General features: G+C 61.8%; 14 protein-coding genes. All 14 read left to right on the plus strand.

The features are described from left to right. Nucleotides 1-41 precede the first annotated feature (41 nt). The 14 genes from AB3347_RS07970 to AB3347_RS08035 all read left to right on the plus strand — a co-directional run bounded on the left by AB3347_RS07970 (nt 42) and on the right by AB3347_RS08035 (nt 12748). Entirely contained in the window at nt 42-812 is a 771-nt protein-coding gene (locus tag AB3347_RS07970) for a TSUP family transporter (protein WP_369091252.1), read from the plus strand. A 192-nt stretch (nt 813-1004) separates the two neighbouring features. Continuing rightward, nucleotides 1005-2936 (plus strand): tRNA uridine-5-carboxymethylaminomethyl(34) synthesis enzyme MnmG, encoded by a 1932-nt coding sequence (mnmG, locus tag AB3347_RS07975; RefSeq protein ID WP_369091253.1) that lies wholly within the window; start codon nt 1005-1007, stop codon nt 2934-2936. Beyond that, entirely contained in the window at nt 2933-3592 is a 660-nt protein-coding gene (rsmG, locus tag AB3347_RS07980) for a 16S rRNA (guanine(527)-N(7))-methyltransferase RsmG (RefSeq protein ID WP_369091254.1), read from the plus strand. Before mnmG ends, rsmG begins: the two co-directional genes overlap by 4 nt. Nucleotides 3593-3723: 131 nt before the next feature. After that, complete coding sequence (locus AB3347_RS07985; RefSeq protein ID WP_369091255.1) at nt 3724-4494, plus strand: ParA family protein; 771 nt, start codon at nt 3724-3726, stop codon at nt 4492-4494. A 20-nt stretch (nt 4495-4514) separates the two neighbouring features. Continuing rightward, nucleotides 4515-5387 carry a ParB/RepB/Spo0J family partition protein gene (locus AB3347_RS07990; RefSeq protein ID WP_369091256.1) on the plus strand — a complete coding sequence of 291 codons (873 nt, stop codon included), beginning with the start codon at nt 4515-4517 and terminating at the stop codon, nt 5385-5387. A 314-nt stretch (nt 5388-5701) separates the two neighbouring features. Continuing rightward, nucleotides 5702-6040, plus strand: coding sequence for an ATP synthase subunit I (locus AB3347_RS07995; RefSeq protein WP_369091257.1), 339 nt, complete (start codon nt 5702-5704; stop codon nt 6038-6040). A gap of 1 nt (nt 6041) precedes the next feature. Continuing rightward, nucleotides 6042-6893, plus strand: coding sequence for a F0F1 ATP synthase subunit A (gene atpB / locus AB3347_RS08000; RefSeq protein ID WP_369091258.1), 852 nt, complete (start codon nt 6042-6044; stop codon nt 6891-6893). 74 nt (nt 6894-6967) lie between these two features. Further along, entirely contained in the window at nt 6968-7219 is a 252-nt protein-coding gene (gene atpE / locus AB3347_RS08005) for a F0F1 ATP synthase subunit C (protein ID WP_209589398.1), read from the plus strand. 73 nt (nt 7220-7292) lie between these two features. After that, nucleotides 7293-7763, plus strand: a complete 471-nt coding sequence (locus AB3347_RS08010; RefSeq protein ID WP_369091259.1) for a F0F1 ATP synthase subunit B — start codon at nt 7293-7295, stop codon at nt 7761-7763. A 2-nt stretch (nt 7764-7765) separates the two neighbouring features. Beyond that, entirely contained in the window at nt 7766-8299 is a 534-nt protein-coding gene (locus AB3347_RS08015) for a F0F1 ATP synthase subunit delta (RefSeq protein ID WP_369091260.1), read from the plus strand. 77 nt (nt 8300-8376) lie between these two features. Next, nucleotides 8377-9918: a F0F1 ATP synthase subunit alpha gene (gene atpA / locus AB3347_RS08020; RefSeq protein WP_277484939.1), complete on the plus strand. Its 1542-nt coding sequence runs from the start codon at nt 8377-8379 to the stop codon at nt 9916-9918. Between the two features lie 56 nt (nt 9919-9974). Continuing rightward, nucleotides 9975-10850 (plus strand): F0F1 ATP synthase subunit gamma, encoded by an 876-nt coding sequence (atpG, locus tag AB3347_RS08025; RefSeq protein ID WP_369091261.1) that lies wholly within the window; start codon nt 9975-9977, stop codon nt 10848-10850. A 44-nt stretch (nt 10851-10894) separates the two neighbouring features. Then, nucleotides 10895-12298, plus strand: a complete 1404-nt coding sequence (gene atpD, locus AB3347_RS08030) for a F0F1 ATP synthase subunit beta (protein WP_027864640.1) — start codon at nt 10895-10897, stop codon at nt 12296-12298. Nucleotides 12299-12325: 27 nt separating this feature from the next. Then, nucleotides 12326-12748 carry a F0F1 ATP synthase subunit epsilon gene (locus AB3347_RS08035; RefSeq protein ID WP_369091262.1) on the plus strand — a complete coding sequence of 141 codons (423 nt, stop codon included), beginning with the start codon at nt 12326-12328 and terminating at the stop codon, nt 12746-12748. Nucleotides 12749-13038: the final 290 nt, after the last annotated feature.

The following is a 13038-nucleotide window of genomic DNA, read 5'->3' on the forward strand; positions in this document are numbered from 1 at the left end:
GGCGTACAATGCAGCCTCTGCATTCCCACTGTTTCCTTCCCATGATTGATTTTGCTTGGCTCGGCGCTGCTGCCTTCACCGCCGGCCTGGTCGATGCCGTTGTCGGCGGCGGCGGCCTGATCCAGATTCCCGCGATTTTTTCCGTGCTTCCGAAAGAGGTTCCTGCGACGCTGCTGGGAACGAACAAGTTTGCCAGCATCTTCGGCACCAGCGCCGCGGCGGTGAATTATGCGCGCCGGGTGCGGGTGGCGTGGAGCACGGCGGCGCCGGCGGCGCTTGCTGCCTTCGTGCTGTCCTTTGCCGGCGCCTGGACCGTCACCCGCGTGCCGGCCGACTTTGTACGTACGCTGCTGCCGATCATCCTGGTCGCGGTCGCCGTCTACACCTTCACCAAGAAAGACTTGGGTGCGGTCCATGCGCCGGTGCACAGCGGACTGGCCGAACGCTACTGGGCCATCGGCATCGGCGCCGCGATCGGTTTTTATGACGGTTTCTTTGGTCCAGGGACAGGCAGCTTCCTGATCTTCCTGTTCGTGCGTTTCTTCGGCTTCGATTTTCTGAGCGCGTCGGCAGCGGCCAAGATCGTCAACGTCGCCTGTAACTTCTCGGCCTTGCTATGGTTCGGCTACAGCGGGCACCTGCTGTGGCAACTGGGCCTGATGATGGCCGTCTGCCAGGTCGCCGGTTCGCTGGTTGGCACCAGGCTGGCGCTCAAGCACGGCAGCGCCTTCGTGCGCAAACTGTTCCTGGTGGTCGTGTCGATCCTGATCCTCAAGACGGCCTACGATGCCTTCACCAAGATCGGTTGGTGATTGTTCCACGTGAAACAGCAAAGCCGGGTTCGTCCGGCTTTTTGTTTTTTTGTTCCACGTGAAACATCATTGAGGACGAATGGCTGACTGTTCCACGTGAAACAAAATCTGTCGTTTTCAGGCCCCCAAAAGCTTCCGCAAGAAAAAAGAATCTATAATCGCGCATTAGACTCCTCGCCTCACTCTTCCATCATGCTATTTCCTACTGAATTCGACGTCATCGTCGTCGGCGGCGGCCATGCCGGTACCGAGGCCGCGCTCGCGTCGGCACGCACGGGACAGAAGACTCTGCTGCTGACCCATAACATCGAAACCCTGGGCGCCATGTCCTGCAACCCGTCGATCGGCGGCATCGGCAAGGGCCACCTCGTCAAGGAAGTCGACGCCCTCGGCGGCGCCATGGCGATTGCCACCGACGAGTCGGGTATCCAGTTCCGTATCCTGAACTCGTCCAAGGGCCCGGCCGTGCGCGCCACCCGCGCCCAGGCCGACCGCATGCTGTACAAGCAGGCGATCCGCTCGCGCCTCGAAAACCAGCCGAACCTGTGGCTGTTCCAGCAGGCCGTGGAAGACCTGATGCTGGAAGGCGAGCGCGTGGTCGGCGCCGTCACCCAGGTCGGACTGAAATTCCGTGCCCGCGCCGTGGTGCTGACCGCCGGTACTTTCCTGGACGGGAAGATCCACGTCGGCCTGCAGAACTACTCGGGTGGTCGCGCCGGCGATCCGCCGGCCGTCTCGCTGTCGAGCCGCCTGAAGGAACTCAAGCTGCCGCAGGGTCGCCTGAAGACCGGCACGCCGCCGCGCATCGACGGCCGCAGCATCGATTTCTCGGTGCTGTCCGAACAGCCGGGCGACCTCGATCCGGTCCCAGTGTTCTCGGTGATGGGTACTGCCGCCATGCACCCGCGCCAGGTGCCGTGCTGGGTCACGCATACCAACGAAAAGACTCACGAGATCATCCGCAACGGCCTCGACCGCAGCCCGATGTACACCGGCGTGATCGAAGGCGTCGGCCCGCGTTACTGCCCCTCGATCGAAGACAAGATCCACCGTTTCGCCTCGAAGGAATCGCACCAGATCTTCCTGGAACCGGAAGGCCTGACGACCAACGAGTTCTACCCGAACGGGATCTCCACCAGCCTGCCGTTCGACGTGCAGCTGGAACTGGTGCGCTCGATGCGCGGCATGGAGAATGCTTTCATCCTGCGCCCGGGCTATGCGATCGAATACGACTACTACGACCCGCGCGGCCTGAAAGCCTCGCTCGAGACCAAGGCCATCAAGGGCCTGTTCTTCGCCGGCCAGATCAACGGCACCACCGGCTACGAGGAAGCCGCAGCCCAGGGCCTGCTGGCCGGCCTGAACGCCGCGCTGCAGACCCAGGGCAAGGATGCCTGGACCCCGGGCCGCTCGGAAGCCTACCTCGGCGTGCTGGTCGACGACCTCACCACCCAGGGCGTGGCCGAGCCTTATCGCATGTTCACCAGCCGCGCCGAGTACCGCCTGTCGCTGCGCGAAGACAATGCCGACATGCGCCTGACCGAGATCGGCCGCAAGCTCGGCATCGTCGGCGACGCCCAATGGGCCGCCTTCGAGACCAAGCGCGAGTCGGTGGCACGCGAACTCGAGCGCCTGCGCTCGACCTGGGTCAACCCGCGCATCCTGGCAGCCAGCGAATCCGAACGCGTGGTGGGGCAGGCGATCGAGCGCGAGTACAACCTGGCCGACCTGCTGCGCCGCCCCGGCGTACAGTACGACACCCTGATGAGCATGACGGGCATCGAGGGCCAGCCATTGGCCGGGCCCGGCGTCGACGATCCGGCGGTCAAGGAGCAGATCGAGATCCAGCTGAAGTACGCCGGTTACATCGACCGCCAGGCGCGCGAAGTCGAGCGTCACGACCACTACGAGAACCTGAAGCTGCCGGAAAACCTGAATTACCTGGATATCCAGGCCCTGTCCTTCGAGGTGCGCCAGAAACTCGACAAGCAGCGTCCGGAAACCCTGGGCCAGGCTTCGCGCATCTCGGGCGTGACCCCGGCCGCGATCTCGCTGCTGCTGGTGCACCTGAAAAAGCGCGGCGCCAAGGGCTTTACCAATGCACCCGTGGAGCAGGCCGAATGAAGTATTTCGACCGCGCCGCGCTGGCGCAAGTGCTGGCCGACGGCATCACGGAGATGAAACTCGCCGTCACGCCGGCCCAGCAGGAACAGCTGCTGGACTACCTGGCCCTGATGAACAAGTGGAACAGCGTCTATAACCTGACGTCCCTGCGCGACCCGATGCAGATGGTGACCCACCACGTGCTCGATTCGCTGGCGGCGGTGCCGGCCTTTGCCGATGCGCGCAACGTGCTCGACGTCGGGGCAGGGGGCGGCCTGCCAGGCATCGTGCTGGCAATCTGCCGCCCGGACATGAAAGTGTCGATGATCGACACCGTGCACAAGAAAACCGCCTTCCTCAAGCAGGTAAAAGCGGAACTGGAACTGGCCAACGTCACCGTCTACACGATGAAGGTGCAGGACCTGGGAACCGTTACCCCTGTGAGCGACAAATTCGACGTGATCACCTCGCGCGCCTTTGCCGACCTGTCGGATTTCCTGGAGTGGTCGGGACACCTGCTGCAGGAGGGCGGCAAATTCATCGCGCTGAAAGGCACGGCGCCGGCCGAAGAGCAGGAGCGGGTGCCGGCCGAATGGAAAGTGACGGGTTTGCAGCCGCTGCAGGTGCCCAGGCTCGGAGCGGAACGTCACCTGGTGTTCGTCGAGAGATCGAACTAAACCAAATAAACCGTATAAACAATTTATATCGTTTATATAGTATAAATCGTTAATATGATTTGTATGGTATGAACGATATGGCTTCATGCACATCGGATTGCTCTCATTAAAGAAAGCGCGGACAAGGACAGATGGCAAAGATTTTTTGCGTAGCGAACCAGAAGGGCGGGGTCGGCAAGACCACCACCACCGTCAACCTCTCGGCAGGCCTGGCCAAGCTGAACCAGCGCGTGCTGCTGGTGGACCTTGACCCGCAGGGCAATGCCACCATGGGCGCGGGCATCAACAAGGCCGCCCTCGAGGGCTCGATCTACCAGGTGCTGCTGGGCGAGCTCGACGTGGCCGCCGCGCGCCAGCGCTCCGAGTCGGGCCGCTTCGACGTGCTGCCCGCCAACCGCGAGCTGGCCGGCGCCGAGGTCGAGATGGTCGCGCTGGAAAACCGCGAACGCCGCCTGAAGGACGCGCTGGCGGCGGTCGACCAGGACTACGACTTCATCCTGGTCGACTGCCCGCCGGCCCTGTCGCTGCTGACCCTGAATGGCCTGTGTGCCGCGCACGGGGTGATCATCCCGATGCAATGCGAGTACTACGCGCTGGAGGGCCTGTCCGACCTGGTCAACACGATCAAGAAGGTGCACGCCAACCTGAACACCGACCTGCGCATCATCGGCCTGCTGCGGGTGATGTTCGATCCGCGCATGACCTTGTCGCAGCAGGTGTCGAGCCAGCTCGAGCAGCACTTCGGCGACAAGGTGTTCAAGACCATCATCCCGCGCAACGTGCGCCTGGCCGAAGCGCCTTCGTACGGCATGCCGGGCGTGGTGTTCGATCCGTCCTCGAAGGGCGCGCAGGCGTACATCGCCTTCGGCGCGGAGATGGTCGAGCGTATCAAGACAATGTAATTACACAAGCTGACATAGATATGGCAACCAAAAAACTGAAAGGACTGGGACGCGGCCTCGACGCGCTGCTCGGCGGCGACAGCCAGCCGGCCCCGGTGAAAGCACCCTCGTCGCTGGCGGTCACCCAGATCCAGGCCGGCAAGTACCAGCCGCGCACCCGCATGGACGAAACCTCGCTCAGCGAGCTGGCCGCCTCGATCAAGACCCAGGGCATCATGCAGCCGGTGCTGGTGCGTCCGCTGGGGGAGGGCGCCGCCGTGCCCTACGAGATCATCGCCGGCGAGCGCCGCTTCCGCGCGGCCCAGATGGCGGGCCTGGACGAGATCCCGGTGCTGGTGCGCGAGGTGGACGACCAGTCGGCCGCCGCCATGGCCCTGATCGAGAACATCCAGCGCGAAGACCTGAACCCGCTCGAGGAAGCGCAGGGCATCCAGCGCCTGATCAACGATTTCCAGTTCACCCACGAGCAGGCCGCCGCCGCGGTCGGCCGTTCGCGCAGCGCGGTGTCGAACCTGCTGCGCCTGATCAACCTGGCCCAGCCGGTGCAGACCATGCTGATGGCCGGCGACATCGACATGGGCCACGCGCGCGCACTGCTGGCGGTGGACAGCGCGCACCAGATCACCCTGGCCAACCACGTGATCGCCAAGCGCCTGTCGGTGCGCGAGACCGAAAAGCTGGTCGCCCGCGCGCTCGAGGAACAGTCGAACCCGGCCGCGCCGGCGCGCGCCAAGGACAAGCCGGGCGACATCGTGCGCCTGGAAGAGGAACTGTCGGACAAGCTGGCCACGCCGGTGATGTTCAAGATGGGCGCGAAGGGCAAGGGGCAGCTGATCATCGACTTCGCCGACCTCGACATCCTGGACGGCGTGCTGGCCCGCCTGCGCGCCTGAAATGTGTCTTGATCGTAGGGTGTTCGGCTCCGCCGAACGCGCGTTCAACTGACGTATGCATGCCACGGTCGCTCACTGCGAAGACTGTTTGAACGCGCGGCCGGCACAGCCGGCCACCCTACATGGCTCATCAGTTAAGTGACTGAAAATATGGGGAAAACCGCCACCCCAATGTTGCTCCCATCACATCTTTACGCAGCAGTTATAAGCGCGGAATCGTTTGACTCGCGTCCGTATAACCACTTATAATCCCGCTGATTCATGTAATTACCACATCGTAACTGTCCGATCGCGCGGCGAGAAACCAGAACAATATGTTGCGCATCGTCTCCCTGCAATTGATTGCAACAGTAGTCGCAGGCCTGGTCGCCGCACTGCTGGGGGGATGGTCTGCGATGTTTTCGGCAGTACTGGGCGGTTTGTGTTGTGTTGTGCCCAACGGCATCATGGCAGTACGGCTGTTCGCCAACGCCCACCGGGCCGAGGGCGCCAGTCCCGCAACATTCTTCATTTGGGAATTTGTAAAGATTGCACTGACGGTCGCGCTTCTGTTCGCGACCGCCAAGCTGTACCACGATCTGAACTGGCTGGCGCTGGTCGGCGGTTTCATCGTGGCGCTGAAAAGTTACATCATCTTATTATTTAGGCACTGACATGACGAGTCCAACCGTAGAAGGCGCAGCAGCAGCAGGATCGCACGCGGCCCCGACCCCATCAGAGTACATCACCCACCACCTCGGGCACCTGACCAACAAACACCAGGATTTCGTGGTCGACTTCGGTGTCTTCAACTACGACACCATCTTCTGGTCGATCACCATGGGCGTGCTGGGCTGCCTGTTCATGTGGATGGCCGCCCGTAAGGCGACCTCCGGCGTGCCGGGCCGCTTCCAGGCTGCCGTCGAGATGCTGGTCGAGATGGTCGAAGACCAGTCGAAATCGATCGTGCACGGCGACCGCAGCTTCATCGCTCCGCTGGCACTGACCGTGTTCGTCTGGGTCGCCCTGATGAACTCGCTGGACTTCCTGCCGGTCGACATGTTCTCCGCGCTGTTCGGCCTGATCGGCCTGGAACACGTGATTCCTTACCACCGCGTGGTCCCGACCGCCGACCTGAACGGCACCCTGGGCATCTCCCTCGGCGTGCTGGCCCTGATGCTGTACTACAGCGTCAAGATCAAGGGCCTGGGCGGCTGGATCCACGAACTGTTCGCAGCCCCGTTCGGCATCTGGATGGCGCCGTTCAACCTGCTCCTGAACATCATCGAATATGCAGCAAAAACCGTGTCGCTCGGTATGCGACTGTTCGGCAACATGTACGCCGGTGAGCTGCTGTTCCTCTTGATTGCTCTGCTCGGCTCCATGGCCACCGCCTTTGGTGTGATCGGTCACATCATCGCGGGTTCGATCTGGGCGATCTTCCACATCCTGATCGTGTTCCTGCAGGCATTCATCTTCATGATGCTGACGCTGGTGTATATCGGTCAGGCCCATGAAGGCCACTGATCGGCGCCGCAAGCATCGAACAGATAGTGGTTGTAAAGAAGTTGTAGTTTTTAATCTAGTTTTTAAATTAACTTTTGGAGTTACACATGACTGACCTTTCTTTTGTTGCACTGGCTTGCGGTTTGATCATCGGCCTCGGCGCTATCGGTGCTTGCATCGGTATCGCAATCATGGGCGGTAAATACCTGGAAGCTTCTGCACGTCAGCCAGAACTGATGAACACCCTGCAGACCAAGATGTTCCTGCTGGCTGGTCTGATCGACGCGGCATTCCTGATCGGCGTCGGTATCGCCATGCTGTTCGTCTTCGCACGTCCGTTCAGCTAATCAAGCACGACCTTGATCTGAAGAGCCGAACCTCCCCTGGTTCGGCATCCGTTTTTGTGAGAAGGAATTTACCGTGAACTTGAACGCAACTTTGTTTGTCCAGTTCGCAGTCTTCTTCATCCTGGCGGGCTTCACGATGAAATTCGTGTGGCCGCCACTGATGAAAGCGCTCGACGAGCGCGCCGAGAGGATCGCGAATGGCCTGGCCGCCGCTGACCGTGGCAAGGCCGACCTGGCCGCCGCCGAAAAACGCGTGCAGAACGAACTGGCCGGTGCCCGTGACGAAGTCCAGAAGCGCATCGCCGACGCCGAAAAGCGCGCTGCCCAGATCATCGACGCAGCCAAGGCAACCGCTGCCGAAGAAGCCGCCCGTATCGTCGCTGCCGCCCAGGCCGACGCCGAGCAGCAAGTGACCCGCGCCCGCGAAGAACTGCGTGGCCAGGTTGCCGCGCTGGCAGTGCAGGGTGCAGAGCAGATCCTGAAGCGTGAAGTGAACCCAGCGGTCCACGCCGACCTGCTGTCGAAACTGTCGACCGAGCTCTGATCATGGCTGAACTCGCAACCGTCGCCCGCCCTTACGCCGAAGCGCTGTTCCGTGTCGCCCAATCCGGCGACATGGCCGCCTGGTCGGCCGTCACCGCCGAGCTGGGCCAGATCGGCGCCAATCCGGATGTGCAGGCTTTCGCCAGCAACCCGAAGGTCACCGCCGCTCAGCTGGCCGACACGATTGCGTCCCTGGTCAAGTCGCCGCTGAACGCTGAAGCGAAGAACTTTATCGCGATGCTGGCCGAAAACGGCCGCGTCAACCTGCTGCCCGAAATCGCCGCCCAGTTCGCGGCACTGAAGAACGCCAACGAAGGTGCCGCCGATGCGGACATTTTCAGCGCCTTCGAGATCTCGGGTGACCAGCTGGCCCAGCTGGTCGCCAAGCTGGAACAGAAATTTGGCCGCAAGCTCAACCCGACGGTGACCGTGGATCCTTCGCTGATCGGTGGTGTGCGCGTCGTGGTCGGCGACGAAGTGCTCGATACCTCGGTACGCGCCAAGCTGCAACAGATGCATGTTGCGCTGGCCTCGTAATCGTCTATCGTATTCACAGCACGCGCCGGCCCTAGCGCCCTTGCCCTACGCATCAAAAACATTTGGAGTTAGCACTCATGCAACTTAATTCTTCTGAAATCAGCGAACTGATCAAGAGCCGCATCCAGGGTCTGGAAGGTTCGGCTGAAGTTCGCAATCAAGGCACGGTGATCTCCGTCGCCGACGGTATCTGCCGCATCCATGGTCTGTCGGACGTGATGCAGGGCGAGATGCTGGAATTCCCTGGCAACACCTTCGGCCTGGCGATGAACCTCGAGCGCGACTCCGTCGGCGCCGTCATCCTGGGCGCCTACGAGCACATCTCGGAAGGCGACACCGTCAAGACCACCGGCCGCATCCTGGAAGTGCCGATCGGTCCGGAACTGCGTGGCCGCGTGGTCAACGCACTGGGCCAGCCGATCGACGGCAAGGGTCCGATCGCGACCAGCCTGACCGCCCCGATCGAAAAGATCGCACCTGGCGTCATCGCCCGTGAATCGGTCTCGCAGCCGATGCAGACCGGCATCAAGTCGATCGACGCGATGGTACCGATCGGCCGTGGCCAGCGTGAGCTGATCATCGGCGACCGCCAGACCGGTAAATCGGCTGTCGCTGTCGACGCGATCATCAACCAGAAGGGCCAGGGCGTCACCTGCGTGTACGTCGCTATCGGCCAGAAGGCATCGACCATCAAGAACATCGTCCGCTCGCTGGAACAGCACGGCGCGATGGAGTACACCATCGTGGTCGCCGCTTCCGCTTCGGAATCGGCTGCGATGCAGTACATCTCGGCCTACTCGGGCTGCGCCATGGGCGAATACTTCCGCGACCGCGGCGAAGACGCGCTGATCGTCTATGACGACCTGTCGAAGCAAGCTGTCGCTTACCGTCAAATCTCGCTGCTGCTGCGCCGTCCGCCGGGCCGCGAAGCCTACCCGGGCGACGTGTTCTACCTGCACAGCCGTCTGCTCGAGCGCGCAGCCCGCGTGAACGCTGACTACGTCGAGAAGTTCACCAACGGCGCCGTCACCGGCAAGACCGGTTCGCTGACCGCACTGCCGATCATCGAAACCCAGGCTGGCGACGTCTCGGCCTTCGTGCCGACCAACGTGATTTCGATTACCGACGGCCAGATCTTCCTGGAGACCTCGCTGTTCAACGCCGGTATCCGTCCTGCGATCAACGCCGGTATCTCGGTGTCGCGCGTCGGTGGCGCCGCCCAGACCAAGGTCATCAAGGGCCTGTCGGGCGGTATCCGTACCGACCTGGCGCAGTACCGTGAACTGGCTGCGTTCGCGCAGTTCGCATCGGACCTGGACGAGTCGACCCGCAAGCAGCTGGACCGCGGTGCGCGCGTGACCGAACTGCTGAAGCAGCCGCAGTTCTCGCCGCTGTCGACCTCGCTGATGGCCGCATCGCTGTTCGCCGTCAACAAAGGCTACCTGGACGACATCGAAGTCAAGAAAGTGCTCCCGTTCGAGCACGGTCTGCACAACTTCCTGAAGTCGAGCCACGCTGCCCTGCTGTCGAAGATCGACGAAACCAAGCAACTGGACAAGGACGGCGAAGCTGCGCTGGCCGCCGCCATTGCTGATTTCAAGAAATCCGGCGCATATTAATCGTCAAGCCGGCGTCGTGTGAGCACGGCGCCGGTGCGCGGAAGGAGTAAGGACTCATGGCAGTAGGCAAAGAGATTCGTGGCAAGATCAAGAGCGTAGAGAATACGAAGAAGATCACCAAGGCGATGGAAATGGTCGCCGCATCGAAAATGCGCAAGGCGCAGGATCGCATGCGCGCCGCCCGTCCCTACAGTGACAAGGTTCGTACCATCACCGCCAATCTGGCCGGCGCAAACCCGGAGTACACCCACCCGTTCATGGCGCAAGCCAAGGGCGTGAAGGCGAACGCCGTCGGTTTCATCGTCGTCACGACCGACAAGGGTCTGTGCGGCGGCATGAACACCAACGTGCTGCGCCAGGTGACCCAGAAGGCGCGCGACATGGAGCAGGCAGGTAATGCCGTCGAGGCGGTTGCCATCGGCAACAAGGGCCTGGGCTTCCTGAACCGCATGGGCATGAAAGTTGTTTCGCAAGCGACCCAGCTCGGCGATACCCCGCACCTGGACAAGCTGATCGGCCCTGTCAAAGTGATGCTGGACGCGTACCAGGAAGGCAAGCTCGACGCTGTCTACCTGTGCTACACCAAGTTCATCAACACGATGAAGCAGGAACCGATGGTCGAGCAGCTGCTCCCGCTGCCGGCCAAGCACATGGAAGCGGAAGCAGGCGGACACAGCTGGGACTACATCTACGAACCGGAAGCGGCCGTCGTCATCGACGAACTGCTGGTGCGTTACGTGGAAGCGCTGGTGTACCAGGCAGTGGCGGAAAACCTGGCGTCCGAGCAATCGGCACGCATGGTCGCGATGAAGGCTGCGAGCGATAACGCCGGCAGCGTCATCAACGACCTGAAGCTGGTCTACAACAAGACCCGCCAGGCAGCGATTACCAAAGAACTCTCCGAAATCGTTTCCGGCGCAGCTGCCGTCTAACGATCAAAGCAAAAGAATTTAACTATATATCTGAAGGAACGAACATGGCTGATGGCAAAATCGTTCAGTGTATCGGCGCAGTGGTCGACGTGGAATTCCCGCGTAACGCCATGCCGAAAGTGTACGACGCACTGAAAATGGAAGGTTCGGAACTGACCCTGGAAGTCCAGCAGCAGCTGGGCGACGGCGTGGTCCGTACCATTGCACTGGGCAGCTCGGAAGGCCTGCGCCGCGGCATGATTATCCAGAACACCGGTAACCCGATCATGGTCCCGGTCGGCACCCCCACCCTGGGCCGCATCATGGACGTGCTGGGCAACCCGATCGACGAATGCGGTCCGGTCAGCCACGAACGCATGGCATCGATCCACCGCGATGCGCCGGCCTACGACGAGCTGTCGCCGTCGACCGACCTGCTGGAAACCGGCATCAAGGTGATCGACCTGGTTTGCCCGTTCGCCAAAGGCGGTAAAGTCGGCCTGTTCGGCGGCGCCGGCGTCGGCAAGACCGTCAACATGATGGAACTGATCAACAACATCGCGAAGGCGCACTCGGGTCTGTCCGTGTTCGCCGGCGTGGGTGAGCGTACCCGTGAAGGTAACGACTTCTACCACGAGATGGCGGACGCCAAGGTCGTCGACCTGGAAAACCCGACCAACTCGAAAGTGGCGATGGTCTACGGCCAGATGAACGAACCGCCGGGCAACCGTCTGCGCGTCGCGCTGACCGGCCTGACCATGGCGGAAGCCTTCCGTGACGAAGGTAAAGACGTTCTGTTCTTCGTCGACAACATCTACCGCTACACCCTGGCCGGTACCGAAGTGTCGGCACTGCTGGGCCGTATGCCGTCGGCAGTGGGTTACCAGCCGACCCTGGCCGAAGAAATGGGCCGCCTGCAAGAGCGTATTACCTCGACCAAGACCGGCTCGATCACCTCGATCCAGGCCGTGTACGTCCCTGCGGATGACTTGACCGACCCGTCGCCGGCAACCACCTTCGCCCACCTGGACTCGACCGTCGTTCTGTCGCGTGACATCGCTTCGCTGGGTATCTACCCGGCAGTGGACCCGCTGGACTCGACCTCGCGCCAGCTGGACCCGCTGGTCGTCGGTGAAGAGCACTACGCCACCGCGCGCGCCGTGCAGGGCACCCTGCAGCGCTACAAGGAACTGCGTGACATTATCGCGATTTTGGGCATGGACGAACTGGCGCCGGAAGACAAGCTGGTCGTCGCACGCGCTCGTAAGATGCAGCGTTTCCTGTCGCAGCCGTTCCACGTCGCCGAAGTGTTCACCGGCTCGCCGGGCAAGTACGTTTCGCTGAAAGACACGATCAAGGGCTTCAAGATGATCGCGTCGGGCGAACTGGACCACCTGCCGGAGCAGGCCTTCTACATGGTCGGCACCATCGAGGAAGCAATCGAGAAGGCCAAGAAGCTGGCTGCCTAAGCCAGATTCTTAACCCGAAGGACAGACATGGCAAACACCATTCAAGTGGACGTGGTCTCGGCCGAAGAGCAGATCTTCTCCGGCCTGGCTACCTTCGTCGCGCTGCCGGGTGAAGCGGGTGAGCTGGGTATCTACCCGAAGCACACCCCGCTGATCACGCGCATCAGGCCAGGTGCCGTCCGGATCCAGACGGCTGCCGGCGGCGAAGAGTTCGTCTTCGTCGCAGGCGGTATCCTCGAAGTGCAGCCGAACGGCGTGACCGTGCTGGCCGACACCGCAATCCGCGGTGGCGACCTGGACGAAGCGAAGGCACTGGAAGCAAAGAAGCAGGCCGAAGAGCTGATGCTGAACAAGGAATCGAAGATCGACTACGCGAAAGCCCAGGCCGAAATGGCCGCGGCGATCGCGCAGTTGGCGGCGATTCAGAAGCTGCGTTCGCGAGGACGCTAAGCATCCGCTTTCGCGGTACAAGGAGGCAGCCTGCGGGCTGCCTTTTTTATGGGGGGGAGGTCTGACATTTGGACACAAGCTCTGCCTTGGCACCTACTTGTTTCTTGCATTGCCGCTATGCTGGACAGACGCACGGTCGAGGTCGTGTCCGAATGTCAGACCTGACCCCGGGGATGACCCCGGGGAAGTTGACATTGTTTTTGCGCAAGTGCCTGTAATGACGATGGCGGCGCACGGTTAGCTGGCGCACGAGTGCGTGGGTGTTTTTGGCTTAGTATGGCCTCCTGTGT

It is taken from the genome of Massilia sp. X63 (assembly GCF_041023745.1).
Taxonomy (GTDB): domain Bacteria; phylum Pseudomonadota; class Gammaproteobacteria; order Burkholderiales; family Burkholderiaceae_D; genus Telluria.